The sequence below is a fragment of the Streptomyces alanosinicus genome (genome assembly GCF_014650595.1).
In the GTDB taxonomy this organism is placed as follows: Bacteria; Actinomycetota; Actinomycetes; order Streptomycetales; family Streptomycetaceae; genus Streptomyces; species Streptomyces alanosinicus.
In genome coordinates, this window is the sequence record NZ_BMVG01000001.1 from 1,121,991 (window position 1) to 1,147,167 (window position 25,177).

26 protein-coding genes and 1 tRNA gene are annotated in these 25,177 nt (G+C 73.1%); 15 read left to right on the top strand and 12 right to left on the bottom strand.

Going from position 1 to position 25,177, the window contains the following annotated elements; all coding sequences use genetic code 11:
• Nucleotides 1–2 precede the first annotated feature (2 nt).
• Both IE277_RS05075 and IE277_RS05080 read right to left on the bottom strand, forming a co-directional pair.
• Nucleotides 3–1,394, bottom strand: a complete 1,392-nt coding sequence (locus tag IE277_RS05075) for a sensor histidine kinase (RefSeq protein ID WP_189948818.1) — start codon at nt 1,392–1,394, stop codon at nt 3–5.
• The gene (locus IE277_RS05080) at nt 1,391–2,098 is read right to left on the bottom strand and encodes a response regulator transcription factor (RefSeq protein WP_189948820.1); all 708 of its coding nucleotides are present in this window, start codon (nt 2,096–2,098) and stop codon (nt 1,391–1,393) included. Before IE277_RS05080 ends, IE277_RS05075 begins: the two co-directional genes overlap by 4 nt.
• Nucleotides 2,099–2,196: 98 nt before the next feature.
• Between IE277_RS05080 and IE277_RS05085 the strand changes: the two genes are divergently transcribed.
• Nucleotides 2,197–2,712, top strand: coding sequence for a hypothetical protein (locus tag IE277_RS05085; protein WP_189948821.1), 516 nt, complete (start codon nt 2,197–2,199; stop codon nt 2,710–2,712).
• A gap of 4 nt (nt 2,713–2,716) precedes the next feature.
• On the opposite strand, the gene IE277_RS05090 is transcribed toward IE277_RS05085, so the two are convergent.
• The 3 genes from IE277_RS05090 to IE277_RS05100 all read right to left on the bottom strand — a co-directional run bounded on the left by IE277_RS05090 (nt 2,717) and on the right by IE277_RS05100 (nt 4,625).
• On the bottom strand, nt 2,717–3,061 hold the full coding sequence (locus IE277_RS05090; RefSeq protein WP_189948822.1) for a hypothetical protein: 345 nt from the start codon (nt 3,059–3,061) through the stop codon (nt 2,717–2,719).
• 161 nt (nt 3,062–3,222) lie between these two features.
• On the bottom strand, nt 3,223–4,101 hold the full coding sequence (locus IE277_RS05095) for a spermidine synthase (protein ID WP_189948823.1): 879 nt from the start codon (nt 4,099–4,101) through the stop codon (nt 3,223–3,225).
• A 119-nt stretch (nt 4,102–4,220) separates the two neighbouring features.
• Nucleotides 4,221–4,625, bottom strand: coding sequence for a hypothetical protein (locus IE277_RS05100; protein WP_229880661.1), 405 nt, complete (start codon nt 4,623–4,625; stop codon nt 4,221–4,223).
• Between the two features lie 266 nt (nt 4,626–4,891).
• On the opposite strand from IE277_RS05100, the gene IE277_RS05105 reads away from it, so the two are divergent.
• Nucleotides 4,892–6,370, top strand: coding sequence for an NsdA family TPR-like regulatory protein (locus IE277_RS05105; protein WP_189948825.1), 1,479 nt, complete (start codon nt 4,892–4,894; stop codon nt 6,368–6,370).
• A gap of 79 nt (nt 6,371–6,449) precedes the next feature.
• Here IE277_RS05105 and IE277_RS05110 read toward each other — a convergent pair whose 3' ends face one another.
• Complete coding sequence (locus tag IE277_RS05110) at nt 6,450–7,046, bottom strand: histidine phosphatase family protein (RefSeq protein WP_189948826.1); 597 nt, start codon at nt 7,044–7,046, stop codon at nt 6,450–6,452.
• Nucleotides 7,047–7,263: 217 nt separating this feature from the next.
• Here IE277_RS05110 and IE277_RS05115 point away from each other — a divergent pair, with 217 nt between their 5' ends.
• The 8 genes from IE277_RS05115 (at nt 7,264) to IE277_RS05150 (ending at nt 14,877) form a co-directional block, all read left to right on the top strand.
• Complete coding sequence (locus IE277_RS05115; protein WP_189948827.1) at nt 7,264–8,208, top strand: phosphatase PAP2 family protein; 945 nt, start codon at nt 7,264–7,266, stop codon at nt 8,206–8,208.
• Nucleotides 8,147–9,283 (top strand): hypothetical protein, encoded by a 1,137-nt coding sequence (locus IE277_RS05120; RefSeq protein ID WP_189949234.1) that lies wholly within the window; start codon nt 8,147–8,149, stop codon nt 9,281–9,283. The genes IE277_RS05115 and IE277_RS05120 overlap by 62 nt, the downstream gene beginning before the upstream one ends.
• Nucleotides 9,274–10,863, top strand: a complete 1,590-nt coding sequence (locus IE277_RS05125; protein WP_189948828.1) for an amino acid adenylation domain-containing protein — start codon at nt 9,274–9,276, stop codon at nt 10,861–10,863. The genes IE277_RS05120 and IE277_RS05125 overlap by 10 nt, the downstream gene beginning before the upstream one ends.
• Nucleotides 10,860–12,200 carry an AAA domain-containing protein gene (locus IE277_RS05130; protein ID WP_189948830.1) on the top strand — a complete coding sequence of 447 codons (1,341 nt, stop codon included), beginning with the start codon at nt 10,860–10,862 and terminating at the stop codon, nt 12,198–12,200. The genes IE277_RS05125 and IE277_RS05130 overlap by 4 nt, the downstream gene beginning before the upstream one ends.
• Nucleotides 12,201–12,702: 502 nt before the next feature.
• Nucleotides 12,703–13,491, top strand: coding sequence for a VOC family protein (locus IE277_RS05135; RefSeq protein ID WP_189948831.1), 789 nt, complete (start codon nt 12,703–12,705; stop codon nt 13,489–13,491).
• A 192-nt stretch (nt 13,492–13,683) separates the two neighbouring features.
• The gene (locus IE277_RS05140) at nt 13,684–14,052 is read left to right on the top strand and encodes a DUF8844 domain-containing protein (RefSeq protein WP_189948833.1); all 369 of its coding nucleotides are present in this window, start codon (nt 13,684–13,686) and stop codon (nt 14,050–14,052) included.
• A gap of 191 nt (nt 14,053–14,243) precedes the next feature.
• Complete coding sequence (locus tag IE277_RS05145) at nt 14,244–14,813, top strand: bifunctional DNA primase/polymerase (RefSeq protein ID WP_189948835.1); 570 nt, start codon at nt 14,244–14,246, stop codon at nt 14,811–14,813.
• A tRNA-Lys gene (locus tag IE277_RS05150) sits at nt 14,804–14,877 on the top strand. Before IE277_RS05145 ends, IE277_RS05150 begins: the two co-directional genes overlap by 10 nt.
• 81 nt (nt 14,878–14,958) lie before the next feature.
• Here the strand turns inward: IE277_RS05150 and IE277_RS05155 are convergent.
• Nucleotides 14,959–16,251: a M6 family metalloprotease domain-containing protein gene (locus IE277_RS05155; protein WP_189948837.1), complete on the bottom strand. Its 1,293-nt coding sequence runs from the start codon at nt 16,249–16,251 to the stop codon at nt 14,959–14,961.
• Between the two features lie 300 nt (nt 16,252–16,551).
• Here IE277_RS05155 and IE277_RS05160 point away from each other — a divergent pair, with 300 nt between their 5' ends.
• On the top strand, nt 16,552–18,357 hold the full coding sequence (locus IE277_RS05160) for a putative bifunctional diguanylate cyclase/phosphodiesterase (protein WP_189948839.1): 1,806 nt from the start codon (nt 16,552–16,554) through the stop codon (nt 18,355–18,357).
• On the opposite strand, the gene IE277_RS05165 is transcribed toward IE277_RS05160, so the two are convergent.
• From IE277_RS05165 to IE277_RS05175, 3 genes are all read right to left on the bottom strand, one after another.
• Complete coding sequence (locus IE277_RS05165; RefSeq protein WP_189948841.1) at nt 18,336–19,424, bottom strand: LLM class flavin-dependent oxidoreductase; 1,089 nt, start codon at nt 19,422–19,424, stop codon at nt 18,336–18,338. The genes IE277_RS05160 and IE277_RS05165 overlap by 22 nt on opposite strands.
• An 87-nt stretch (nt 19,425–19,511) precedes the next feature.
• Nucleotides 19,512–20,243 carry a maleate cis-trans isomerase family protein gene (locus tag IE277_RS05170; protein WP_189948843.1) on the bottom strand — a complete coding sequence of 244 codons (732 nt, stop codon included), beginning with the start codon at nt 20,241–20,243 and terminating at the stop codon, nt 19,512–19,514.
• On the bottom strand, nt 20,240–21,037 hold the full coding sequence (locus IE277_RS05175; protein WP_189948844.1) for a maleate cis-trans isomerase family protein: 798 nt from the start codon (nt 21,035–21,037) through the stop codon (nt 20,240–20,242). Before IE277_RS05175 ends, IE277_RS05170 begins: the two co-directional genes overlap by 4 nt.
• 138 nt (nt 21,038–21,175) lie before the next feature.
• Here IE277_RS05175 and IE277_RS05180 point away from each other — a divergent pair, with 138 nt between their 5' ends.
• Together IE277_RS05180 and IE277_RS05185 are read left to right on the top strand one after the other, a co-directional pair.
• Complete coding sequence (locus tag IE277_RS05180; RefSeq protein WP_189948845.1) at nt 21,176–22,126, top strand: D-2-hydroxyacid dehydrogenase; 951 nt, start codon at nt 21,176–21,178, stop codon at nt 22,124–22,126.
• Nucleotides 22,127–22,142: 16 nt separating this feature from the next.
• Nucleotides 22,143–23,546, top strand: coding sequence for an amidase (locus IE277_RS05185; RefSeq protein ID WP_189948846.1), 1,404 nt, complete (start codon nt 22,143–22,145; stop codon nt 23,544–23,546).
• A gap of 128 nt (nt 23,547–23,674) precedes the next feature.
• Here IE277_RS05185 and IE277_RS05190 read toward each other — a convergent pair whose 3' ends face one another.
• On the bottom strand, nt 23,675–23,821 hold the full coding sequence (locus IE277_RS05190) for a hypothetical protein (RefSeq protein WP_189948847.1): 147 nt from the start codon (nt 23,819–23,821) through the stop codon (nt 23,675–23,677).
• Nucleotides 23,822–23,865: 44 nt separating this feature from the next.
• Here IE277_RS05190 and IE277_RS05195 point away from each other — a divergent pair, with 44 nt between their 5' ends.
• Together IE277_RS05195 and IE277_RS05200 are read left to right on the top strand one after the other, a co-directional pair.
• A complete protein-coding gene (locus IE277_RS05195; protein ID WP_189948848.1) occupies nt 23,866–24,063 on the top strand; it encodes a hypothetical protein in 198 nt (65 codons plus the stop codon).
• Nucleotides 24,063–24,632, top strand: a complete 570-nt coding sequence (locus tag IE277_RS05200; protein ID WP_189948850.1) for a GNAT family N-acetyltransferase — start codon at nt 24,063–24,065, stop codon at nt 24,630–24,632. Before IE277_RS05195 ends, IE277_RS05200 begins: the two co-directional genes overlap by 1 nt.
• A gap of 11 nt (nt 24,633–24,643) precedes the next feature.
• Here IE277_RS05200 and IE277_RS05205 read toward each other — a convergent pair whose 3' ends face one another.
• A complete protein-coding gene (locus tag IE277_RS05205; RefSeq protein WP_189948852.1) occupies nt 24,644–25,138 on the bottom strand; it encodes a DUF3830 family protein in 495 nt (164 codons plus the stop codon).
• Between the last annotated feature and the right edge of the window lie 39 nt (nt 25,139–25,177).

Genomic DNA, 25,177 nt, shown 5'->3' on the forward strand with positions numbered 1-25,177 from the left:
GATTAATGGTCGAGACCAGCGGGGACCGGTTTGCCCGACCGGCGTCTTCGCACCGCTCCCCGGTGCCCACGCCCGACCGGCCCGCGCCCGTCCAGCTGGAACCAGATCCGCACCTCGGCACCGCCCAGCACCGAGGCGCCGAGCCGGACGTCCCCGCCGGTGGACTCGGCCAGCCGGCGCACGATGTCCAGTCCGAGCCCGGTCGAACCCGCGCTCCCGGAGCCGCGGCCACGCGCCATCGCCGCGTCCGGGTCGGGTATGCCGGGGCCCGCGTCGGAGACCAGCACGATCACCGCGTCCTCGCCGTTGTGCACATCGACCGCGAAGGCGGTGCCCTCGGCGGTGTGCCGGAAGACATTGCCGAGCAGGGCGTCGAGGGCCGCGGCCAGGTCGGCGCGGGCCACCGGTATGCGCACCGGCCGCTCCGCACCGGCCACCCGCCATTTACGGCCCTCGTCCTCGGCGAGCGCGGACCAGAACTCCATCCGCTCGCGGACCACTTCGGCCGCGTCGCACCCGGCACCGGGCCCGGCCGCGACCGTCTGCGGCTTGGCCTGGCGGGCCGTACGGATGATGGTGTCGACCTCGCGCTCCAGCTGGGCGACGGCGGCCCGGGTCTGCTCGGCGGCCGGTCCGCCGCCGAGGGAGGCCGCGTTGAGCCGCAGGACGGTGAGCGGGGTGCGCAGCCGGTGGGAGAGGTCGGCGGCCAGCTCTCTCTCGTTGGCGAGGAGCTGGACGACCTGGTCGGCCATGGAGTTGAAGGCCACGGCCGCGAGCCGCAGTTCGGTCGGGCCGTCCTCCGGCACCCGGGCGCCCAGCCTGCCCTCGCCCAGTTCACGCGCGCCCCGGACCAGCCGCTGGGCGGGCCGCACCATGCGCACCCCGAGCCGGTCGGCGACCGCGACGGAGCCGACGATCAGCCCGAGACCGACGGCCGCGAGCACCGCCCAGGCCGTGCCCACACCGTTGGTCACCTCCGACTCGGGGACGAAGACCTCGACGACCGCGATGGCGCCGGAGCCGAGCGCGACCGGCTGAAGCAGGGTCGAGCCGCCGGCCACGGTGGTCGTGGAGACCCGGCCCATCTTCCGCACGGCCTCGATGTCGCGGCCGGCGGCGCGCTGCCGGCCGAGGTCGAGCGCGGACCGGCCCCCGTCCGCGGGCAGATGCACGGCCATCCCGGAGTCGGCGCCGGCGGAGGCCACGACCCGCTCCAGTTTGTCCCGGTCGGTGGTGATGGACAGCGCGGGCGCGACCGCGGCGGCCTCCCGCTCGGCGTTCGAGAACGCGCGGTCACGGGCCATCTCCTTGACGACCAGGCCGAGCGGCACCGCGAAGGCGACCACGACCATGGTGGTGACCGCCAGGCAGACCTTGACCAGGGCCCACCTCATCGCGCCGGCTCCCCGTCCATGGGCGGCTCCAGCTTCACGCCGACCCCCCGGAGCGTATGCAGATAGCGGGGCCGTGCGGCCGTCTCCCCCAATTTCCGGCGCAACCAGGACAGATGGACATCGATGGTCTGGTCGTCGCCGTAGGACTGCTGCCAGACCTCGGCGAGGAGTTCCTTGCGCGGGACGACCACCCCGGGCCGGCCGGCCAGGAAGGCGAGCAGATCGAACTCGCGGCGGGTGAGGTCGAGGCGGGCCCCGTCCAGCTCGGCCTGGCGGCGCAGCGGGTCGATGGTCAGGCCGCCGACGCGGAACACGGACGAGGGCGGGGCCTCACCGCCGCCGGAGCGGGCCCGGCGCAGCACGGCCGCCATCCGTGCCGAGAGGTGCTCGACGGAGAACGGCTTGGTCAGATAGTCGTCCGCACCGGCGTTGAGCAGCCGGACGATCTCCGGCTCGTCGTCCCGGGCGGTGGCGATGATGACGGGCACGTCGGTGATGCCGCGGAGCATCTTCAGCGCCTCGGAGCCGTCCAGGTCCGGCAGTCCGAGGTCCAGGATGACCACGTCGAAACGGAAATGGGCGACCTCGCGCAGCGCCTCCAGTGCCGTACCGACGCTGCGCACGGTGTGTGCGGCGTCGGTCAGATGCCGGATGAGCGCCGAGCGTACGAACTGGTCGTCCTCGACCACGAGCACACTTGCCATGCGCCGCACCGTACGCCATGCGGTCCACACCGGCGGCTGCCTGTGGATAACCCGGGGGGTGTGCGTACGGCGGTGCCCCTGAGGCAGTATGGCCCGCGATGCGCAGAGGACTCGTACACGTACTGGCGTGGCTGCTCGCGACGGGAGCGGCGGTCACGCTGTCGTGGTGGGGTGTGCACACGGTGATGGCCGCGACGGCGTACGACCCGCCGCGTGCCCTGCCGATCACGGACACCGGCGCCTCGGCGCAGGGCACCCAGGCGCTGGGCTCGCCGACGCGACGGCCGTCCCCCTCGAAGCGGCCACCGGCCGGCTCGGCGGCACCGGCCCCTGCCCACACCCCCCGGACGCCGGGCCACTCGCCCAGCCCCTCCGCGTCCCCTTCCGCGTCCGGCCAGGTCAAGTCCTACGACACCGACGGCGGCCGGGCGGTGTTCGAACTGGACGCGTCCAGCGCCACGCTGGTGTCGGCGACCCCGGGTGCCGGCTGGTCGATGCAGGTGTGGAAGACCGCGACATGGATCCGGGTGGAGTTCAGCCGGGGCACCGGCCGGGTGTCGGTGATCTGCACCTGGCACGACGGGCCGCCGCATGTGGAGGTCGGCGCCTACTGACAGGTCACTGGGCGCAGACGACGTAGACCGTTCCGGTGGCGGCCGCGCCGTTGACCCGCTGCCGTATGTCTCCCTTCCAGCCGACGGGCTTGCCGGCGGAGTTCGTGACGGGCTCGGTGCGCGCGACGTACATGCTGTTCTGCACGTCGACGCCGACGCCGCCGGTGGCCGTGTAGCCGGACGGGCAGGTGACCGTGGCGGAGCCGGTGAAGTACGTGGACCTGACGAGCGGCCTGGAGACCGCGGCACCGGCCGAGGACGAGGTGAACGAGTTGAACGCGACGAGGACGAGCAGGACCGCGGCGACCGCGCCCAGGGCAGAGGCGGTCCGTCGGACGGCAGCGCTCATGACCGTTTCCTTCCGATTGCTTCTGGAGGACTTCCGCGGACACTTCCGCGGAAATGGGTCACCAGATCAGCACCGGTCAGAGGGCGACACGCGGACGGCTCCTGAAATGATGTGAGTTGCATCGAAAGAGACTGTCAACGACGGGAATTTAACGACAGGGCCTAGCGGAACACCGAGGGAGGTGGGGCCGGGGAGGCCGCCGCCGTCTCGTCCGTCACCGGGAGCGCACCGCCCGTGAAGTCCGTGAGCTGCTTGCCGTGTTCGACCCGGGCCGGGTGCGGGTCGGAGGCGGCGCGGCGGGTGAGTTCGGCGAGTGGGAGCGGGGCGTCGCAGGCCACCAGGATCGCGTTGCCGAAGCGCTTGCCGCGCAGCACCGCGGGGTCGGCGATCAGCGCGAGTTCGGCGAACCGGGCGGCGGCGGTGGCGATCTGGCCGCGCAGATGGGTGAGCGGCGGGCCGTCGGCGAGGTTGGCGGCGTAGATCCCGGACGGCCGCAGGGCCCGGCGGACCTCGTCCAGGAACTCGACGGAGGTCAGGTGGGCCGGGGTGCGGGCGCCACTGAAGACATCGGCGATGACCAGGTCCGCCCAGCCGTCCGGCACCTTGGCGAGACCCGCGCGCGCGTCCGCCGAACGCACCCTGATCCGGGCGTTCGCGTCCAACGGCAGTTCCCGGCGGACCAGTTGGACAAGGCTCGCGTCCCGCTCGATGACCTGCTGGGTGGAGCGGGGCCGGGTGGCGGCGGCGTACCGGGCGAGGGTGAAGGCACCGCCGCCGAGGTGCAGGGCGTGCACGGGCTTGCCGGGCGGGGCGAGGAGGTCGATGACATGGCCGAGACGGCGCTGGTACTCGAAGGAGAGGTGCGCGGGGTCGTCCAGGTCGACGTGCGACTGGGGGGCGCCGTCGATCAGCAGCGTCCATGCCCGGCCGCGGTCGGGATCGGGGACGAGCTGGGCGAGTCCGCCGTCGACCGCCTCCACGACGGCTTCGACGGCGGCCGATCCGCGCCGTGTCTGCCGCGTGCTCCTGGACCTGCCCATTCGGCCATTGTCGCAGGCCGTGCGGGACCGCGCCGCGCCGACGGCCGGCCGACCCCGACGGCCGCCGCGGGCCGCCCGGGGCCGACTGAGCCCGCCCGGAGCCGGCTGAGCCCGCCGCCTCACTTGCGGCTGTCGGCCGCCTCGATCATCCGGGCCGCCTCCCCGAGGGCCCGGCGCAGCACCACCGGGTCGGTGGCGAGGTCGGCCTCGCCGGGCGGCAGCAGCCAGTCGGAGCTCTCCACCGGTTCCCCGGGGTTCAGTCTGAGTCCGCGCCCGTCCGTCTCCGTGCACGTACTGCCGGGCACGTCCCAGCAGGCCGCCGTGCCGGCCGGGACCAGGAAGCCGAGGGTGGCGCAGCCGCCGTCGTGCAGGACGGGGCCCACGCCGTCACCGGCACCGCGCCGCAGGATGTCGACCGCCTCAAGGCCCTGCCGGGCCGGTACCGTCACGAGGTCGCAGGCCGCCGCGTCCTCTACGGACGACGACGGCGACGTACAAGGATCGTTGCTCTGGCTGGTCTCCATGCCGGCCTCCACCACACAGCCCTGTTGCGGTCCATGGAGTTCAACGCGTCAGCGCGTCAACGGCTACGGCACAAGTGCGCCGCAAAGGATGGCACTTCATGGCAGATCATGGATGAGATATCCGGTTTGTAGCTAAACACAGCGTGGCGGGTCCTTCACAGCAGGTACGTTCATGCCCGCCGGAACCAGGGCGTCACTCGGACAACTCGTCCCGAATCCGCCCCGGATCCGGCATGGTTCGACGGTTCGCACGAGAGGACCCGGCCATGGCGTCGTCAACCGCGACCTCGTCACTGCCCGAACGGCCATCCCGGCCGAACCTCGCCTTCCGGCAACTGCGCGGCAGGCGCTCACCGGCCGAGTTCGCGGCGCTCGTACGGCGCGCCGCGCGCGAGATCGGTGAGCGGGTGAGTTGTGACGCGCGTTACATCGGCAGGGTCGAGGCGGGCGAGATCCGCTGCCCGAACTACGCATACGAACGGGTGTTCCTGCATATGTTCCCCGGTCGCACGCTCACCGACCTCGGGTTCGCGCCCCGCTCGTCCGTCCGCGGCCGCGCGGCGCGTACGACGGCGGACGCGCCCGTGACGCTCATCGTCGGTGAGCGCCACCGGGCCGGTGAGACGCCGGGGGCGCTCTTGCCGTATGACACACCGGACGGGCACGACCCGCACGACCCGCACGAGCCGTACGCGAAAGACCACCTGAACCACGAGGAGAGCGACGTGCTGCGTCGCGCATTCATGACCGGCGGAGGCGCCACGGTGGCCGCCGCCACGCTGACCCCGATGGGGCTCACCACGGACACCGCGGCGGCGGTACGGTCCGCGCGCCGGCCCGGCAGCCCCGAGGCGGCCGCCCTGGAGGAGGCCGTCCGCCGGATCCGGCTGCTCGACGACCGGCACGGCGCGGACGGCCTCTACCGGCGTGCGGCGGCTCCCCTGCGCGCGGCCTACGCGCTGCTGGACGCCGGCGCGACCCGGCAGACCACCGCCGAGCGGCTGCACTCCGGCGCCGGTGAACTCGCCATCTCCGTGGGCTGGCTGGCACACGACTCCGGCCGCTTCGACGATGCCCGCTCGCACTACGCGGAGGCGCTGGCCACGGCCCGGATGACCGGGGATCCGGCGCTGGAGGCGCACGCGTTCTGCAACACCGCGTTCCTCGCGCGGGACGCCGGCCGCCCCCGCGAGGCGGTCCGCGCGGCACAGGCCGCGCAGCGCGCCGCCCGGCCCCTGGGCTCCGCGCGGCTGCTGTCGCTGCTCGCGCTGCGCGAGGCGGGCGGCTGGGCGGGGCTCGCCGACCGCACCGGCTGCGAGCAGGCGCTCGTGCGGGCGCAGACCTTCTTCGGGCGGGGCCGCTCGGACGCCGACCCCGAGTGGATGAGCTTCTACGGAGAGGCCGAGCTGGAGGGTCTGGAGGCGCAGTGCTGGTCCACGCTGGGCGACTGGCGGCGCGCGTCCCGGCACGCGCGCCGGGCGGCGCAGCTGCAGGATCCGCACTTCACCCGGAACATCGCGCTGTACACCGCCGAGCTGGCCGACGACCTCGCCCGCGAGGGGCGTCCCGACGAGGCGGCGGAGGCGGGGCTGCGGGTGCTGACCTTGCTGGACCAGGTGCAGTCGTCCCGGATCCAGTCGATGCTGGCGGGGACGGCGCGGGTGCTGCTGCCGCACCGGCGGGCGTCGGGGGTGTCGGACTTCCTCGACCGCCACGCGTGTGCGCCGCGGGTCGGGCGGGCGTAGCGGTCGGGGGTAGGGGGAGCAGTCGGCGCGGGGGTGCGGCAGTCGGCGCCCCTGGAAGGGGCGCGCCGGCTTTCGGGGGTCACACCGCCAGGTGGCCCATGTCGTTCCAGCTCTCGATCGCCGGCTCGCCATAAGCCCAGCCCAGCACGGACAGCGAGGTCGGGCTGAGGCGGATCCGCGCGGCGAAGTCCAGTGGCAGGCCCAGCCAGCGGGCGCCGATGGAGCGCAGGATGTGGCCGTGGGCGAAGACCAGGACGTCGCGGTCGGCCGACCGCGCCCAGGCCACCACCTCGTCGGCGCGCGCGGTCACGTCGGCGATGCTCTCGCCCTCGGGCACACCGTCCCGCCAGATCAGCCACCTGGGCCGCACCGCCTGTATCTCGGCCGGCGTCATGCCCTCGTAGGCGCCGTAGTCCCACTCCATGAGCGTGTCCCACGGGGTGGCCCGGTCGCCGAAGCCGGCCAGTTCGCACGTCTCACGCGCGCGTGCCAGCGGGCTGGTGCGCACCTCCACCGCCGGCAGCCCGTCCAGCGGAGCGCGGTGCAGTCGCTCGCCGAGCAGCTTGGCCCCCCGCCGGCCCTCCTCCAGCAGCGGCACGTCGGTCCTGCCGGTGTGCTTGCCGGACAGCGACCATTGCGTCTGTCCGTGCCGGGCCAGCAGGATGCGCGGTGCCATGAGGGACCTTTCCGGGAGCGGGACGCCACACAGACGCCACGGGAACAAGAAAAGAGGACTTCTCCATCATCGCTCACACCCGTTCGGGGCAACCCGACGGGCGATGTCGGCGTCTTTGTGGGCCGGAGGGCCCGCATGGGCGAGATACGGACGCCGTAAAGTGGCACGGTCGCCCACGGCGGCGCACCACAGCGGAACGAACGGGGAGGGCCATCGGATGCCGCAGACCGAGCCACCGGGCACCGAGGGGGTCCCGCGTACCCGGCTGCGCTGGTGGACCGAGCTGCCGCTGATCCTCCTGGTCTACGGCTGCTACTCGGCCGGCCGGCTGCTCGCGCGCGGTGACGTGCACAGCGCCGTCGACCACGGTCTGGCGCTCCTGCGCCTCGAACAGGCCCTGCACCTGAACGCCGAGCACCCGCTCAACCGGCTGTTCACGCGCGAGCCCTGGCTGGGCGTGCCGGCGGACTTCTGGTACGCCTCGCTGCACTACCTGATCACGCCCGTCCTGCTGATCTGGCTGTTCCGGGCCCGCGCCGAGCACTACCGGCGGGCCCGCACCTGGCTGATGACCTCGACCTTCATCGGCCTGATCGGCTTCACGCTGATGCCGACCTGCCCGCCCAGGCTGCTGGCCGCGGGGCACGGCTTCGTGGACACCATGGCGCACTACAGCTCGTACGGCTGGTGGGGCGCGGACGCGAGCGCGCCGCGCGGCATGGGCGGGATGACCAACCAGTACGCGGCGATGCCGAGCCTGCACGTCGGCTGGGCGCTGTGGTGCGGCGTGATGCTGTGGCGGCACGGCGGCACCCGCCTCGCGAAGATCCTCGGCGTCGCCTATCCGCTGGGGACCGCGCTCGTGGTCATGGGCACCGCCAACCACTACTTCCTCGACGCGGTCGCGGGCGTCGCCGTGATGGGTGTCGGCTACCTGCTCGCGCCGCGGGTCATGCGCGGCCTGGACCTGCTCCGTTCCCGGCTGTTCCGGCGGGGCGCGGCGGTCGCGGCCGGCACGGACTCCCCGATTGTCAGTGGCGGATGCCAGACTTCCGCGGGTGAGCGAATTCCACGGCAGCGCGAGTCGCAGCTCGACGCCGGTGCCGAACCGGACGCCTCCCCCCGCGACGCGGGCGAAGGGGCTCGGGCGTCGGCTCGCTGAGCTGCGCGGCCCCGACGTCCCCGCCAGGGCCCTGGACGCGCGCGCCCTCGCGGCACTCGCCGCGAACCCCGGGTGCGCGCGGCGGGCGATCCTGGACGGCGCCGGGGTGGACAAGGCGCGCCTGGCGAGCGCGCTGGGCGCGCCCTCCGGTTTCGGGCAGTCGCAGTTCGCGCTGACCCGGGGCAACGCGTTCGAGGCCCGGGTGAAGGCCGACGGCGGCGCGGAGCTGCTGCGCCTCGCGCACACCCGTCTCGACCCGGGCGCCGAGCCGCCGGCCGGGGCCGCCGTACCCGACCTGACCGCGCACGGCCCCGAGGGGCGTACGGCCCGTACGGCGCTGGCGCTGCGCGAGGCCACGCGCGCGGGCGGCTGGACGCTCCTGGACCATCCGATGCTGGCGCTGGACGTGGCCGGCTCGTTCGCCTTCCTGGAGCCGGACGCGGTGGTGGTGCACCCCGACGGCAGCTGGTCGGTGGTGGAGATCAAGTCCTTCCCGATGCTGGACGGTTCGGCGGACCCGGCCAAGGTCGGCGCGGCGGCCCGGCAGGCGGCGGTGTACGTGCTGGCGCTGGAGAAGGTCGCCGCACGGCTCGATCCGGTGCCGCGCGTGCGTCACCGGGTGCTGCTGGTGTGCCCGAAGGACTTCTCCAACCTGGCCGCGGGCCGTGCCGTCGACGTCCGCAAGCAGCGCGCGGTGACCGCGCGCCAGCTGGCCCGGCTCACCCGGATCGAGGAGATCGCCGAGGCCCTGCCGGAGGGCGTGTGCTTCGCCCCCGACCGCAGTGCCGAGCAGCTGACGGCCGCCGTGGCGGCGGTCCCGGCGACGTACGCACCCGAGTGCCTGTCCGCCTGCGAGCTGGCCTTCCACTGCCGCGAACGCTCCCGCGAGGCGGGCGCCGTCACCCGCCTCGGCCGCTCTCTGCGGGCGGAACTGGGCGGTCTGAGCACGGTCGAGGACGTCCTCGCGGCGGCCCGCGGCGAGACGGGCGAGCCGGACGACCCGGCGGTCGCGGCGCTGCGCCGGGCGGCGGCCTTGCGGGCCGAGGCTCTGGCGGAGGTGTCCGCGTGTCCCTGATCACCACCCTGGCCCGGCTGGAAGCCGTCAGCAGCGGCCGTGCCCAGCCCGTCGCGACCGTCCGGCACCGGCATCTGTCGGCGCGGCCGCTGGTGTTCGTGCCGCTCACCACCGCCGGTGAGGCCGGCGCCCCGCTCGGCGCGCTGGCCGGCACCGACCGGGACGCCCCGCGTCTGCTGGTCGTACCGCAGCCGCGCGACCGCGATCTGCGCTTCACGTTCCTCGCCGACCTGGCCGACACCGTCCTGCCGTACATCGACTCCTACGCCGGGTCCGTGGAGGCGGCCGAGCGCACCGAGACCGACCCGGAGACCGGCCAGCGGGTCAAGGTCGAGGCGGAGCTGTGCGCGGACGCCCCCCAGCTGATCGTGCCGAGCCGCGCGGGCCTGGACTTCGTACGGCTGCTGGGCCGCTCGATGCGGTTCCGCCGTACGGCCGAGCAGGACCCCGAGGCGCCCTATCCGGCGCCGCCCCGGGTGCCGCTGCTCGGTCGCTGGCTCACCCACTACGGCGAGCGGTCCCGGGTCCCCGGCTCCTCCCTCCTCCTCGCCCTGACCGATGTGCTGTCCCGGCACTGGGCGAGCGGCCAGTCCGCCTTGGAGGACCAGCATCTGGGCGCGCTGCTCGCCTGGATCGACCCTCCGGAGGGCGGCTGTGGCGCCGCGGCCGCGCGCCGGGCCGAGCTGGCCAGGGACGCGGCGGGCCAGCTGCTGTGTCCGCCGGCCGGTCCCGCCACCGACCCGGCGTTCGACAACAAGCTGCTGGCCCCGGCGATCGAGCGCTACGACCGTGCCCGCACCGCGCTCGCCGCGGCCGAGGACGCCCTGGCCGCCGACGACCGGCTGGCCGCGCTCACGGCGGCCGAGCGGGAGGTCCGCGACCTGGTGGCGAGCCGCACCCGGCCCACCTGGGACGCGGTGTGGCGGGGCCTGGATCTGCTGCGGGCGCTGCCCGAGGGGGCGCATGCCGAGGAGCGCTGGACGCGCGACCGCTGGTCCTTCACCGGCCATCGCGACCGGGTGCTGGCCGGCGAGCCCCCGCAGCCGCGCCGGGACGACGCGGTGACGGCGGCGAACAAGCTGGCCACGCGCGAGCGCGAGCAGGCCCGGCTGGAGGCGCAGGAGGCGCTGGACGACCCGCTGGTGATGGCGGGGCGGCGGCTGGCCGGGGAGGCGTTCACGGGCGAGGTGACCGATGTCGTCCTCGCGTACAGCGAGGGCAAGCGGCCGAGTCCGCGCCCGCTGGTGACGGTCCGCACGGACGACCGGCCGCATCTCGCGGAGCGCGCGAAGGTGTACCGCTCGCTGGGCGGCAGGCCGCAGTCGGCGGAGCTGGCCGGGCAGGAGGCCGACGGGGTGCTGGTCCTGCGCGTCCTGGACAAGATGGGCCGCGGCAAGGAGCCGGAGCCCGGTTCGGTGCCGGAGAAGGGCGACCGGATCTGCTTCACGCTCTTCGAGCACGAGCAGCGCGGCGGCGCGAGACTGCCCGACCCCGAGGACACGCCGTGGACCCACGGCGGCCCCCCGGGTGAGCCCGCGCCGGAGGCCCCCGACACCGTGACCGAGGAGGACGTGCTGTGACGACGGCCGACCTGGCCCCCGGGGCCGCCGCCGCCCGCGCCACCGACGCGATCCTCCACGACACGGTGCACGGCACCGAGCGGGGCGTGGTCGTGGACTCCCCGCCGGGCGCCGGCAAGTCGACACTCGTGGTCCGCGCGGCCCTCGAACTGGCTGAGGCGGGCCGCCCGTTGATGGTCGTGGCGCAGACGAACGCCCAGGTGGACGACCTCGTCCTGCGGCTCGCCGAGAAGAACCCGGACCTGCCGGTGGGCCGGCTGCACAGCAGCGACACCGACGCCTACGACAAGGCGCTGGACGACCTGCCGCAGGTCCGCACGTCCGCGAAGGCCGCCGACCTCGGCGCTCTGCCGGTCGTGCTGTCCACGGCGGCGAAGTGGGCGCATGTGAAGGTGGACGAGCCCTGGCGGCACGCGATCGTGGACGAGGCGTACCAGATGCGTTCCGACTCGCTGCTGGCCGTGGCCGGGCTGTTCGAGCGGGCGCTGTTCGTCGGCGACCCGGGCCAGCTGGATCCGTTCGCGATCGTCGGCAGCGAGCAGTGGGCGGGCCTGTCGTACGACCCCTCGGCCTCCGCCGTCACCACCCTGCTGGCCCACAACCCGGCGCTCCCCCAGCACCGCCTGCCGGTCTCCTGGCGACTGCCCGCCTCGGCGGCGCCGCTGGTCTCCGACGCGTTCTACCCGTACACCCCGTTCCGTAGCGGCACCGCCCACGGCGACCGCCGGCTGAGCTTCGCGGTCCCCTCGGACGGCTCCGGACCGGACCGGGTGATCGACGAGGCGGCGGATTCCGGCTGGGGCCTGCTGGAGCTGCCCGCCCGGCATACCCCGCGCACGGATCCGGAGGCGGTGCGCGCGGTGGCCACCGTGGTACGCCGGCTGCTGGACCGGGGCGGCGCGGCGACGTCGGAGCGCGCGCCCGGCCGGCCGCTGCCGCTGACCGCCGACCGCGTCGCCGTCGGCACCGCCCATCGCGACCAGGCGGCGGCGGTCCGAACGGCGCTCGCCGAGCTGGGCGTGGCGGACGTCACGGTCGACACCGCGAACCGGCTCCAGGGCCGGGAGTACGACGTCACGGTCGTCCTGCACCCGCTCTCCGGCCGCCCCGACGCCACCGCCTTCCACCTGGAGACCGGCCGCCTGTGCGTCCTGGCCTCCCGCCACCGCCACGCCTGCATCGTGGTCTGCCGCGCCGGCATCGGCGACCTCCTGGACGACTACCCCTCCACGGAACCGGTCCAGCTGGGCACGCTGGTGAAGTTCCCGGACGGGTGGGAGGCAATGATGTCCACATGGGATCACTGGTCCGAGCACCGGGTGGTCTGGCGCCCCTGACCGACCCCTTCGGTGCCCGCCCGGACGGCCTCGGCTGCCGTGCCCCCATCCGCCGGACGGAGTCCGGCACGCCGCCGGAGGCGGCCCATGGTTACAGCCCCGGACGGGTGGGAGGCAATGATGTCCACATGGGATCACTGGTCCGAGCACCGGGTGGTCTGGCGCCCCTGACCGACCCCTTCGGTGCCCGCCCGGACGGCCTCGGCTGCCGTGCCCCCATCCGCCGGACGGAGTCCGGCACGCCGCCGGAGGCGGCCCATGGTTACAGCCCCGGACGGATGGGAGGCGAACCACGCGATCCTGGCCCACCCGGCCGAACACCGGATGAGCTGGCGGCCATGATCCTCGGAGGAGCCGTTTGACTCACCCGCAGTCGGGGCACGGCCGAATCGCTGGCCGAAAGTGTTCGGTACACCCCCCGGGGGCGGCGCCCGCTGCCACGCTGAAGGCAGGCTCTTGGGCCGCCGGCCCTGGAGGAGACCAGACACGACAGGAGCACTTCATGCTGACGTCCACACAGGTCCCCGGCGGGCTGAACTGGCTCGACCTGGGCACCCCCGACGTCGATGCGGCCGTCGCCTTCTACTCGGGTGTGTTCGGCTGGGAGTTCGCCTCCGCGGGCCCGGAGGCCGGAGGCTACGGCTTCTTGCGGCAGGACGGCCGGATGGTGGCCGCGGTCGGCCCGCTGACGGAGGAGGGCGCGAGTTCCGCGTGGACGGTGTACTTCCGCAGCGTGGACGCCGACGCCACCGCCAAGGCCGTGGAGCAGGCCGGCGGCTCCGTCCGCGTCCCGCCGACGGATGTCCTCACGTCCGGACGGACGGCCGGCTTCACCGATCCGACGGGCGCCGAGTTCGCCGTGTGGCAACCGCGGGACACCGACGGCCTGGAGCTCGTCAACGATCCTGGCAGCGTCAGCTGGATCGAGCTGTACACCACCGACGCCGCGGCCGCGAAGGACTTCTACGGCAGCGTCCTGTCGTGGGAGACCCGGGACAAGCCCATGGGTGAAGGCGTCGTCTACACGGTCGCCGCTCCTGCCGGCGGCGGCGAGCAGACCATGCACGGCGGCATCATGCAGCTGGCCCAGGAGAACCTGGACGCCGGATCGACCTCCGAATGGCACCCGTACTTCGAGGTCACAGACTGCGACGCCACCCTGGCCCGGGCAGCCGAGCTGGGCGCCACCGTCATCATCCCCGCCATGGACGGCGAGGGCGTGGGGCGCTTCGCGATGCTGCTCGACCCGTTCGGCGCCCCGTTCGCGATCATCACGAGCGCCACGGCCTGACCCCCGACGACGGCGGCCTGCCGGACCCACCCGGCAGGCCGCCGTTCGCATGCGGCGCACGGCATCGGCCACGCGTCCGCCGGCGCCCCTCCCCCGCTCCCCCCCCACCGGCCCCTTGCGCGGGCGCGGGACAATGGACGGTGGGCCGTCCGGAGGCGGTGCCCAGTGAACCGTACGAGGAGGAGACAGGACATGGCGGAGCCCACGCCGCGTCGTGCCGAACCGCGGCTACGCCCCGCGCCTTTGATCTTCGAGCCCGCGGAGGCGGCCGCCGATCCCGAGCACTTCTTCGACCTGGAGTCGATCGAGGATCCACGGGCGTTGCTGGCCCGGGCCACGGAGCTGACCCAGGCGTTCCGCGCGGCCGCCGACCGGGCCGTGGAGTTCCAGGCCGTCGCCGCGGCCCAGCTCGCCGACCCGCGCCGCTTCGACCGGCTGACCCCGGCGGACATCGCCGAGCAGGCGGAGTGGACGGAGGACTACGCGAAGAAGATGGTCGAGTTCGGGCGGGACCTGATGCGGGGGAACACCGAGGGGCGGACGTCCGCCGACCCCGTGTGACCGCGCGCCCGGCTCCCGTGTGACCGCGCGCCCGCCCCACCCCGGCCCGGTGCGGCGGTCCCCTTGATATCCCCCGAGTATCCCCGCCTGGCATATGCCAGGCGGGCAAGATACTCCTCCCCTGCCATCTTTGTCCCGACTTTCGGCAACTCAGAAGAACGGGCCGCTCACCCCCGGTACATATGGGCGTCATGAGCAGCGCACCGAACGTCACCCGAGTCACCCCCGCCGGCATCGACTGGCTCGCCTCGGCAGGAACGTATCCGCGTCGCACGGCCGCCCTCTGGGAGGCGCACCCGGACACCCCGGTCGCCCTGCCCTGCGGCACCGTCTTCGACGTGGTGAGCGCGCCGGCGATCTTCGGCCGCCGGATGCTGGACCGGCTGTGGGACGACGGTCCGGGCTCGGGCCCGGTCGCGGTGTTCCGCGGCCGTGTACTGCTGTTCGCCGCACCGGGCACGGCCCCGCGGTTACCTTCGCTGCTGGCCTGGGAGGAGTGGGGCTCGAACCGCACCCGGGCGGTGCCGCCACTGCTCTGCCACGGCACGGGCGACGCGGTCACCGTCCCGGCACCCGGCGGAGGCGACGCGGCCGGCACCGCCCGCTGGCTGGTCGCCCCGGACACCCGCCACCCGTGGCTGCCGGGCCCCGAGGTCGTGCTCTGGGCGGCCGTCCGCGCGGCCCGCGCGGCAGTGCGGATATCGATTTTTCCTCCCGCCGACCAGGATGCTAAGGTCTACGACGTCAGCAGGCGCCGCTAGCTCAGTTGGTTAGAGCAGCTGACTCTTAATCAGCGGGTCCGGGGTTCGAGTCCCTGGCGGCGCACGCGAAGGAAACGGCGGGTCCGGTTCGAAAGAATCCGGCCCGCTGTTTTCGTATACGACGGCAGTCGGTCTTCGGTGACGCTCAGTCCTCACGCGCCCCCGGTGTGATCCGTACCGTCCACGCCCCCGAAGCCGTTCTCCCCTCCACCTCCACCCGTACGCCCTCCCCGGGTACGGTGAAGCTCTCGCCGAGGGCGACCGGGGCGTCGGCGAGGGGCGGGTAGACCGAGTTCTCCCAGCAGGCCTCGGTGTGCGGGTGGGCGTCGACGACCTCCACGGGCCCGCCCCCGGACTCCGCCCCGCTCCTGATCCGGTACACCAGCACCCCCTGCCGGCAGCCGGCCCGGTCGTTCCCGGCCGAGCCGCGCGCCTCGAAGGCCAGCGCGCTGTCGGGTCCGGTGCGCACGATCGCCAGCTTCAGCCCGTGCCCGAGGCCGAACGCCGGGGCACCCTCCGCGCCCTGCACCAGGACCCCCGGGCCGGCCTCCAGCGGCTCCAGGGTCAGCCGGGTCGGCGTCACGCCGTGCACGCACTCCACCTGGCGCGGGTCCAGCCAGCCCAGCCGCCACTTGTGCCAGGCGAACAGGTCCGGGGAGAGCCCGAACTGGCTGCCCATCAGATCCCAGTCGCCGACGTAGGTGTCCCAGTCGCCCTTGCCGTCGTCCGGGCGATGGTAGAGGTCGGGCAGGTCGAAGACATGGCCGGTCTCATGGGCGAGGACCAGCCGGTCCGGCGGATGCTTCTCGAACACGGTGACGACCCGGCGGACATCCGTGCCGTCGACATGCACGGGCGTATCGAGGTTCACGACCTTCGTGGCGTCCGAGTCGACGCCGGGCGCGTCCGGGTCGGCGACCAGGTACACGACCTGGTACCGGGAGAAGTCGACCTCCTGGTCGGCGACCGCGAACGCGTCCCGCAGATAGGCGGCCCGGTCCTCCACGCTCCAGTCGCGCTTCATGGCGTACGCCGTGGACGGCCGGGGCATGCGCAGCCAGTGCTTCAGCGGGTGCGGGCGGAGGGTGAACCTGCCGTAGGAGGCCTGTTCGTAGTACCGGCTGGTCGCGGGGAAGTGATCGGCCGTCAACTCGGCGGCGGTGGCGTGCGGGGTGGAGTCCGGAAAGGAGAGGAAGACCAGCACGGCGTCGAGCGGACGGGTCGGCCGGGTGTAGTCCGGGTTCCAGGTGTCCACGCCCTCGGAGTGGTGGGCGTCGGTCCGCCGCAGGGCGCAGGGGGTGGTGGAGAAGGGCTCGGCGACCGACGGGCCGGTGAGGATCGACGTCGCGGCGAGCGCCGACAGCGTGGTGCACACGGCGGCGGTGCTACGCAGCTTGGGCACGGACCTGACCTCCGGATGCGACTCACGAGACCTCATCGAGACCTCATCCAGATTGCTGGTATGTGTTGCGCTATGCCCTGTTTATCTGCACCACTAGGGTGAGTGCGCCGTCCGGCGCGCCCGCGCGCTCCGGCGCTCGACACCCCGAAACACTCACGGAACGTCACAACTGGTCGGAGGCCCGAAGAACCCGCCCACGTGCGGGCAGAAACGATCTGTCAGAAACCTTGCTCCGTCCGGGACACTGGAGAGTGGCTGGAAGGGCCCGGGGCCAGCCTCTATGATCGGCACACTTTCCGGCACGGACAGAGATCGAGTGCACTGCGGGAGCGAGCGGTGAGCGGAACGTCCGAAGGGCCGACGCCCGCGGCAGACCTCGACCGGTCAGCCGTAACAGACAGTGACCATCCCACCTATCATTCTGTGTTCGCGGCCGCACCACTCGCCATGGCCGTCGTGGACCGCGGCGGACTCGTGACCGCCGCCAACGGGGCCTTCGGCGAGCTGCTCGGCACCGACCCGGACACCGTCATCGGCCGGGTCGCCGCCGATCTGGTGGACCTGACCTCGGACACCCGCAGCTGGCACGCCTACCGCGAGGTCCTGCGCGGCCGGCAGGCCAAGCTGCGCTGCACCCGCCGGCTGAAACACCCCGAGGGGCACTCGGTGTGGGCGCAGGTCACCATCGCCCCGCTCGGCGACGGCGAGCCCGGGGTGCTGCTGTCCGTCGCCGACATCAGCGCCCGCCGTGAACTCCAGGCGCGGCTGCGGCACTTGCAGATGCACGACCCGGTGACCCGGCTGCCCAATCGCACCCTGTTCTTCGAGCGGCTGACGGCCGCGCTGGAGGCGGAGTCGTACGAGCAGAGCGGCACCGGCCGGATCGGCCTGTGCTATCTGGACCTCGACGGCTTCAAGGCCGTCAACGACACCCTCGGCCACCGCGTCGGTGACCGGCTGCTCGCGGCCGCGGCCGAGCGGCTGACCCGGGTGGCCGACGAGGCCGGTTACGCCCGCGCCGTCACCCCGCTGGTGGCCCGGCTGGGCGGCGACGAGTTCGCCCTGCTCGTGGAGGACTCCACCGGCACCGAACAGCTCGCCGAACTCGCCGAGTCGGCGCTCAAGGCCCTTCAGGCCCCCTTCGACCTGGCCGGCCAGCGGCTGTCCCTGACGGCGTCGATCGGGGTCGTGGAGCGCCACGCTGCGGGTACGACGGCCACCGGTCTGATGCAGGCGGCGGATACGACCCTGTACTGGGCGAAGGCCGACGGCAAGGGCCGCTGGACCCTGTTCGATCCCGAGCGCAACGCCCACCGGATGACCCGCCAGGCCCTGTCGTCCACTCTGCGCCCCGCCATCGAACGCGGCGAATTCGCGCTCGAATACCAGCCGTTGGTCGGTATGGAGGACGGCAGGCTCAGCGGGGTCGAGGCGTTGATCCGCTGGAATCATCCTCAGTTCGGCACACTGACGCCGAATCGGTTCATCGGACTGGCCGAGGAGGACGGCTCGATCGTGCAGCTCGGCCGCTGGGCGCTGGTGACCGCCTGCCGGCAGGCCCGCCGCTGGCAGCTCGACCATCCGGCCGAGCCGCCCATCTTCGTCAGCGTCAATGTGGCCGTACGGCAGGTGTGGGACTCCGACCTGGTGGCCGATGTGGCGGAGATCCTCGCCGAGACCGGGCTCGCCCCGCATCTGCTGCAGCTGGAGCTGACCGAGTCCGCGGTGATGGGTTCGGCCGGCCAGCCCCTGCAGGCCCTGCAGGCGCTCAGCGACATGGGTGTCCGCATCGCCATCGACGACTTCGGCACCGGCTACTCCAACCTCGCCTACCTCAGCCGGCTGCCGGTCTCGACGCTGAAGCTGGACGGTTCCTTCGTGCGCGGCTTCCAGTACGAGGGCGACGCGCGGGCGCTCGCGCCCAACCCCGCCGACGAGGTCGTCGTCGAGGCGATGATCCAGCTCGCCCACCGGCTCGGCATCACCGTCACCGCGGAGTGCGTGGAGACCTCGGCCCAGGCCACCCGGCTGCGCCGGATCGGCTGCGACACCGGGCAGGGCTGGCTGTACTCCCGCCCGGTGTCGCCGGATCGTATCTCCGAACTCCTCGGCGAGCAGACCTACGCGGTCGGCAATCCATAGGCGTCCGCGATCAACTCATAGGAACGCAGGCGCAGTTCGCCGCGGTGGGCGTGGGAGAGGAGCATCAGCTCGTCGGCGCCGGTGCGCTTGTGGAGGTCGTCGAGGCCGGAGCGGACCTCGTCGGCGGTGCCGTGCACGATGTTGGCCGTCCAGGAGGTGATGAACTCCTCCTCCATCGGGCTGAACTCGTGCTTCTCGGCCTCCGCCGGGTCGGGGAAGAGACCCGGCCGGCCCATGCGCAGCCGCAGCATGTTCAGAGCCGTCGCCCGGGTCTGCCGGACGGCCTCCCGCGCGTCGTCGGTGGCGAGGGTGGAGACGCCGATCAGGGCGTACGGCTCGGCCAGGACCGCGGAGGGGCGGAAGGTCTGCCGGTACAGGTCCAGGGCCGGGATGGTGTTCTGCGCGGAGAAATGATGCGCGAACGCGAACGGCAGACCCAGCAGACCGGCGAGGCGGGCGCTGAAGCCGGAGGAGCCGAGCAGCCAGACGGGCGGCCGGTGCGGGGACTGGACGCCGCCGGGGGCGGTGGCCTGGACGGGGCCGGGGATCGCGTGGATACGCCGGTACGGATGCCCGTCCGGGAAGTCGTCGTCCAGGAAGCGGGTGAGTTCGGCGAGCTGCTCGGGGAAGTCGTCGGCGCCCTGGTCGGGCAGGTCGGTGCGGCGCAGCGCGGCGGCCGTGGCGCCGTCCGTGCCCGGCGCCCGGCCGAGGCCGAGATCGATCCGTCCCGGCGCCATCGCCTCCAGCGTGCCGAACTGCTCGGCGATCACCAGCGGGGCGTGGTTGGGCAGCATCACGCCGCCCGAGCCGAGCCGGATGCGGTCGGTGTGGGCGGCGAGGTGGGCGAGGATCACCGCGGGCGAGGAGGAGGCGACACCGGGCATCGAGTGGTGCTCGGCGACCCAGTACCGGTGGAATCCGCGCGCCTCGGCGGACCGGGCGAGCGCCACGCTGGTGCGCAGGGCGTCGCCGGCGGTACTGCCGGCGCCGACGGTGACCAGGTCCAGTACGGAGAGGGGGACGGGGGCGGTCCCGTGCGTCGTGCCCCGGATCTCGTCTGCCGACACGGTGTGGGCCTCCTGGTTTCGAGCGTGAGCGGTCCTCGGTGCTGTCCTGCGTCGGCTAACAGGAGACAGTCTCCGCTTATTCCCGCCTCAGACCTGGACGATCGGCTCCCTCGTGAACAGCGCCCCCAGCACCGGCGCGTTCACCCGCCGGTCCGCGAGCCGCAGCCCCTCCCACACACTGACCTGGTTCGCCGTGAGGACCGGCTTGGACAGCGCCTTCTCCAGCAGCGGCAGATACGCGGCCGTGTGCAGGGCCGTGTCCGGCAGCAGCACGGCCTCCGCGTCGGGGACGTCCGCGGCCTGCGCCAGCGTCAGCACATCCTCCTCGCCCCAGGTGCCGACCTCCGCGGCCGTGACGATCCCCGAGGAGCGGGTCCCGGTCACCTCCAGACCGCCGGCCCGCAGGAAGTCCGCGAACAGCGCGGCGATGTCCGCCGGATAGGTCGCCCCGACGGCGACCCGCCGTACCCCGATCTCCCGGGCGGCGTGCACGAAGGCGAACGACGTCGAGGACGCCGGCATCCCGGCCAGCCGGGCGAGCGTGCGCACCTGCGTCTGCGCGCCCTCCCAGCCGTGCACGAACCCTCCGCTGGTGCACGCCCACACCACCGTCTCGGCGCCGGCCAGCCGCAGCCGCTCCATGCCCGCCCCGAGCCGCTCGGCCGAGCCCATCTCGCGCAGCGCGTCCACCCGGTGCGCGTCCTCGCCGATGTCCGTGTGGACGAGGTCCACCCGGATGTCGCTGCCCAGAAGCTGCTCGATGCGCGGATAGTCGTCCTCGGCGGAGTGGCCCGGGTAGAGGAATCCGAGTGCGGTCATGACGGCCCTTCCTGGTGTTCCTGCGTCTCTTCCGGCACTGCCGGGGGCCAGACACGCGCCGATGCGTCCAGCAGCGCCTGATAGGGCCCCACCGCTCGGGTACCCAGCCGGCGCAGCGCCGCCCACATCGTGACCTGGTTGGCGGACAGCACCGGGATGCGCAGCTCGGCCTCCAGCTGGGGGATCACGTCGTACGTCGGCAGATTGGTGCACGAGATGAAGAGCGCGTCGGCGGTGCCGGGCTGGACCGCCTGCCGCGCCATGGCGACGACGTCCCGGTAGGGCACCCGCCAGATCTCCCGGGTCAGCCCCATGAAGGCGCACCCGGTGACCTGCACGCCACCCTCGGCGACGAACTCCTCCAGCGCCCGGGTCACGGACACCGTGTACGGCGTGACCAGCGCGACCCGGCGGACGTCCAGCTCGGCCAGCGCCTCCAGCAGCGCCCCGGAGGTGGTCACCGAGGGCGGGGCCCCGGCCAGGCTCATCGCCGCGCGCATCACCCGCTCCCCGGTGACGCCGCCGACGAAGCTGCCGGAGGTGCAGGCGTAGGCGACGACCTCGGGCGTGACGGCGGTCAGGGCGCGCACCGCGTCGCCGAGCGTCTCGTGCTCGCTGACCAGCCGGGCCAGGTCCAGGCTCACCTCGACCGGCACGAACGGCGTGCGCGTCAGATGCAGCGACACCTCGTCGGGCACCCAGCGCCACAGCTCCCGGTCGAGGGCGAAGTCAAAAGGGGCGACCACCCCGACCCCCCGCTGGGGGCGAGGGCCGCCGAGAAAGGTGACGTCCATGGGCAGGCACCGCCTCACACGAGAACGACGAGGGGCAAGGCGCGTCGAGCACGCCCGTGTTGACGAAGGTAGGTTCGGGTGCGAGCGTGGTCAATCCGCGCATTATCCGTGCATGTCAGACGCCCGGAGCCGCCCCGTATGAGAACCCTTCCCACCCTTCTCGTCCTGGACGCCGAGCCGCCGCCCCGGCTCGGCAGGCTCACCGGTCACGCCCGGATCGTGCACACCGACGCCGCGGGGCTGGCCGAGCGGCTGCCGCGGGCGGACGCCCTGCTGGTCTGGGACTTCACCTCGCACGCGGTGCGCGAGGCCTGGCCGGGCCAGGGGGCGAGGCCGGCCTGGGTGCACACGGCGAGCGCGGGCGTGGACCATCTGATGTGCCCGGAACTCGCCGCGTCCGACACGGTGGTGACCAATGCGCGCGGGATCTTCGACCAGCCGATCGCCGAGTACGTGGCGGCGCTCGTGCTCACCGTCGCGAAGGATCTTCCGCGCACCCTGGAGCTCCAGCGGGAGCGGGTGTGGCGGCACCGGGAGGGCCGGCGGGTGGCGGGCACGCGCGCGTGCGTGGTCGGCTCGGGCCCGATCGGCCGGGCGATCGTACGGACCCTGAAGGCGCTCGGTGTCACGACGGCGCTGGTCGGACGGGTACCGAGGACGGGTGTGTACGGCCCGGCCGACCTGGACCGGCTGGTCTCCCGCGCGGACTGGGTGATCGCGGCGGCGCCGCTGACCGAGCAGACGTACGGCATGTTCGACACCCGTCGCTTCGGCGTGATGCAGCCCTCGGCCTTCTTCGTCAACGTCGGCCGCGGTCAGCTCGTCGACGAGGACGCCCTGGCCCATGCCCTGGCCCACCGCTGGATCGCGGGCGCGGCGCTGGACGTCTTCACCACCGAACCCCTCCCCGAGGACAGCCCGCTGTGGGGACTGCCGGGCCTGATCGTCTCCCCGCACATGAGCGGCGACACGGTCGGCTGGCGCGATGAACTGGGGGTTCAGTTCGTGGAGTTGTACGAGCGGTGGGCAGCGGGCAGATCACTGGTGAACGTGGTCGACAAGAAACGCGGCTACGTCCCCGGCCACTGATCCACCAGGAGGGTGCATGCAACTCACCGACCTGACCGCCGTTCAGCTCCTCGACGGATACCGCAAGGGCGAGTTCAGTCCGGTGGAGGCCACCGAGCAGACGCTGGAACGGGCCCGGCGGACCCAGCCGGAGGTGAACGCCTTCGTCCGGTTCACCGGGGAGGACGCGCTGGTCCGGGCCCGGGAGTCGGCGGAGCGCTGGCGGCGCGGTGAGCCGGCCGGACTGCTCGACGGCGTGCCGGTGACGGTCAAGGACATCCTGCTGATGCGCGGCCACCCGACCCTGCGCGGCTCCAAGACCCGCTCGGAACAGGGGCGTTGGGAGGAGGATGCCCCCTCGGTCGCCCGGCTGCGGGAACACGGCGCGGTGTTCCTGGGCAAGACGACGACCCCCGAGTTCGGCTGGAAGGGCGTGACGGACTCCCCGCTCACCGGCGTCACCCGCAACCCGCACGACCACTCCCGCACCGCCGGCGGCTCCAGCGGGGGCAGCGCGGCGGCCGTCGCGCTCGGCGCGGGCCCACTGTCGCTGGGCACGGACGGCGGCGGCAGCATCCGGATCCCGGCCGCGTTCTGCGGCGTCTTCGGCCTGAAGCCGACCTACGGCCGGGTCCCTCTCTACCCTTCGAGCCCCTTCGGCACGCTGTCGCACACCGGCCCCATGACCCGGGACGCGGCCGACGCGGCCCTGCTGCTGGATGTCATCGCGAGCCCGGACGCGCGGGACTGGTCGGCGCTGCCGCCCGCGCCGGGCTCCTTCACCGAGGGCCTCAAGGGAGGCGTCCGCGGACTGCGGGTGGCCTACTCGCCCTCCCTGGGCGGACAGGTCGCGGTCCAGCCGGCGGTCGCGGCGGCGGTACGGCGCGCGGTGTCCTCCCTCGCCGGCCTCGGCGCGTACGTCGAGGAGACCGACCCCGACTTCAGCGACCCGCTGGAGGCCTTCCACGCCCTCTGGTTCAGCGGCGCGGCCCGGCTCACCCAGCGCTTCTCCCCGCGCCGGCGCCAGCTCCTCGACCCCGGTCTGCGCGAGATCTGTGTGCGGGGCGCCCGGCTGAGCGCGCTGGACTACCTGGCCGCCGTCGACGTCCGTATGGACCTCGGCCGCCGCATGGGCCGCTTCCACGAGCGGTACGACCTGCTGGTGACCCCGACGCTGCCGGTGACGGCGTTCGAGGCGGGGGTGGAGGTGCCGCGCGGCTCGGCGCACCGCCGCTGGACGGGCTGGACGCCGTTCACCTACCCCTTCAACCTGACCCAGCAGCCCGCGGCGAGCATCCCGGTGGGGACGGACGGGAACGGCCTGCCGGTGGGGCTGCAGATCGTGGCCGCCCGGCACCGGGACGATCTGGTCCTACGGGCCGCACATGCGCTGTACGAGGCCGGGGCTGCTTCGGCGGCGCCCGTCCGTGGCGTGGCTTAGCTCGGCTGCGGCGGGAAGCAGCTGGGTCATCCCCGGCGGACGGCGGTTCTCGCCGTTCCGGACGGCAGCGCTGCCCCGGCTCGACCGATCGGGGCAGCTCGCCGGGCGCAGGTGCGGAACGTCAGGCGTCAGACGTCCGCGGCTTCCAGGGCTTCACGGCCGCGGCGGGTGCGCCGGAAGATGATCTGGTTGAACTCTTCCGGCGCTCGGTCGCCGTTGACGTACCGCAGGGCGATCATGGCCGCGAGGACGGCGCCCACCAGGCCGTTCGTCACCTCGTCCCAGCCGTGCCCTGTACCGGATCACCCTTGCCCGCGGCATGGTCAACGCCGGCAATGTCGACCAGGGTGCCGCTCATGCCGTCGGAAGCCTGGAGCACCTGGAAGAGATCGAGTCCGGGCGTGTGATGCGGCGCCTCGGGGAGGTGGTGGATCTGCTGGACAGGACGCACGCCGTCAGCGCCCGCGACGCCGCCCAGGAGTTGCGCGAGTATGCCTGTGGGCGAAGGGCCGCCTGATGACCACCGTGACGTTCGACCGGTACGAGGGCCCAGCCACTGCCGACCACCTCGACGGGTTCCTCGCGGCGTACGAGGAAATCTATGCCGACCCCCCCTATCGGGAAGGGCCCTGGGACGTTGCCGAGTTCATCGACCACTACCAGGTGCACGTCCGCCGTCCGAGCATGCGCCTGGTCGTCGCCCGGGACGGAGAGGAGGTGGTCGGCTTCGCATACGGCTACTTTCTTGCCCCGGAAACCCGCTGGTGGCACAACCTTCAGGATGTCACGCTGCCGGAGGCGTTCATGCGGGAGAACGGCCATCGCTCCTTTGCGATCATTGAACTGGCCGTACGCAGGGCGTGGCGTCGGCGCGGCATCGCCGCCGGTCTGCACACTCGCCTCCTGAACGGCGTTGACGCGGAGCGGGTCACGCTCACCGTCCGACCCGAACCGGAGGCAAACCCGGCTCGCTCCGCCTATCTGGCATGGGGCTACCACAAGATCGGGACCTCGCATCCATGGGAAGGTGCCCCGTTGTACGACTGCATGGTCCGAGAGGCGAGGACGCCACAGCTTCAGCAGTGAACCAAAAACACTCACGCCCGCCGGAAGCTCAGCGTCTCGCCCGCCGCCCCCGTCCGCCACAGGTCGTTGCAGGCCTCCGCCATCGGCTCCAGGCCCTCCACCACCTGGCCCCAGACGATCCCCGGTACCCAGCCCACGTCGCCGTTGAGGAGGAGGTTGTTGCGTTCGTAGAACAGGGCCAGGTCGACCACCGTGCTGCCGGGGCGGACCTCGCGGTCGTAGCCGTAGGCCTTCGTGCCCAGCTCGGCGCCGGCGAAGGAGAAGTAACAGAGGTCGCCGGGAATCGGGGTGACCGTCGGGTTCTCCAGTGGGGGTTCCGTGGAGGCGAACGGCGGGAAGAGGGCGTAGATCTCGTTGCGGGCGTATTTGGCGTGGTAGACGTCGCCCGCGAGGGGGAGCGCGTCCCATACCGCCGCGCAGGTCAGGGGCGCGCGGTCGGCCAGCAGTCGTGCGGTGCAGTGCACGTCCCGCTTGTCGAGCGAGACGGTGACGAATCGATCGGCCATGAAAACAAGGGTGCATAGCCGGGATGCGCTTGGGTAGCC

Excerpts from the sequence above, each read along its gene's own strand:
- IE277_RS05155 (WP_189948837.1), bottom strand. The coding sequence starts at position 16,251 with ATGAGGTCTCGTGAGTCGCATCCGGAGGTCAGGTCCGTGCCCAAGCTG.
- IE277_RS05090 (WP_189948822.1), bottom strand. The coding sequence starts at position 3,061 with ATGAGCGCTGCCGTCCGACGGACCGCCTCTGCCCTGGGCGCGGTCGCC.
- IE277_RS05205 (WP_189948852.1), bottom strand. The coding sequence starts at position 25,138 with ATGGCCGATCGATTCGTCACCGTCTCGCTCGACAAGCGGGACGTGCAC.
- IE277_RS05145 (WP_189948835.1), top strand. The coding sequence starts at position 14,244 with ATGAGCAGCGCACCGAACGTCACCCGAGTCACCCCCGCCGGCATCGAC.
- IE277_RS05110 (WP_189948826.1), bottom strand. The coding sequence starts at position 7,046 with ATGGCACCGCGCATCCTGCTGGCCCGGCACGGACAGACGCAATGGTCG.
- IE277_RS05080 (WP_189948820.1), bottom strand. The coding sequence starts at position 2,098 with ATGGCAAGTGTGCTCGTGGTCGAGGACGACCAGTTCGTACGCTCGGCG.
- IE277_RS05185 (WP_189948846.1), top strand. The coding sequence starts at position 22,143 with ATGCAACTCACCGACCTGACCGCCGTTCAGCTCCTCGACGGATACCGC.
- IE277_RS05135 (WP_189948831.1), top strand. The coding sequence starts at position 12,703 with ATGCTGACGTCCACACAGGTCCCCGGCGGGCTGAACTGGCTCGACCTG.
- IE277_RS05140 (WP_189948833.1), top strand. The coding sequence starts at position 13,684 with ATGGCGGAGCCCACGCCGCGTCGTGCCGAACCGCGGCTACGCCCCGCG.
- IE277_RS05170 (WP_189948843.1), bottom strand. The coding sequence starts at position 20,243 with ATGACCGCACTCGGATTCCTCTACCCGGGCCACTCCGCCGAGGACGAC.
- IE277_RS05175 (WP_189948844.1), bottom strand. The coding sequence starts at position 21,037 with ATGGACGTCACCTTTCTCGGCGGCCCTCGCCCCCAGCGGGGGGTCGGG.
- IE277_RS05085 (WP_189948821.1), top strand. The coding sequence starts at position 2,197 with ATGCGCAGAGGACTCGTACACGTACTGGCGTGGCTGCTCGCGACGGGA.
- IE277_RS05115 (WP_189948827.1), top strand. The coding sequence starts at position 7,264 with ATGCCGCAGACCGAGCCACCGGGCACCGAGGGGGTCCCGCGTACCCGG.
- IE277_RS05100 (WP_229880661.1), bottom strand. The coding sequence starts at position 4,625 with ATGGAGACCAGCCAGAGCAACGATCCTTGTACGTCGCCGTCGTCGTCC.
- IE277_RS05200 (WP_189948850.1), top strand. The coding sequence starts at position 24,063 with ATGACCACCGTGACGTTCGACCGGTACGAGGGCCCAGCCACTGCCGAC.
- IE277_RS05095 (WP_189948823.1), bottom strand. The coding sequence starts at position 4,101 with ATGGGCAGGTCCAGGAGCACGCGGCAGACACGGCGCGGATCGGCCGCC.
- IE277_RS05075 (WP_189948818.1), bottom strand. The coding sequence starts at position 1,394 with ATGAGGTGGGCCCTGGTCAAGGTCTGCCTGGCGGTCACCACCATGGTC.
- IE277_RS05180 (WP_189948845.1), top strand. The coding sequence starts at position 21,176 with ATGAGAACCCTTCCCACCCTTCTCGTCCTGGACGCCGAGCCGCCGCCC.
- IE277_RS05105 (WP_189948825.1), top strand. The coding sequence starts at position 4,892 with ATGGCGTCGTCAACCGCGACCTCGTCACTGCCCGAACGGCCATCCCGG.
- IE277_RS05195 (WP_189948848.1), top strand. The coding sequence starts at position 23,866 with ATGGTCAACGCCGGCAATGTCGACCAGGGTGCCGCTCATGCCGTCGGA.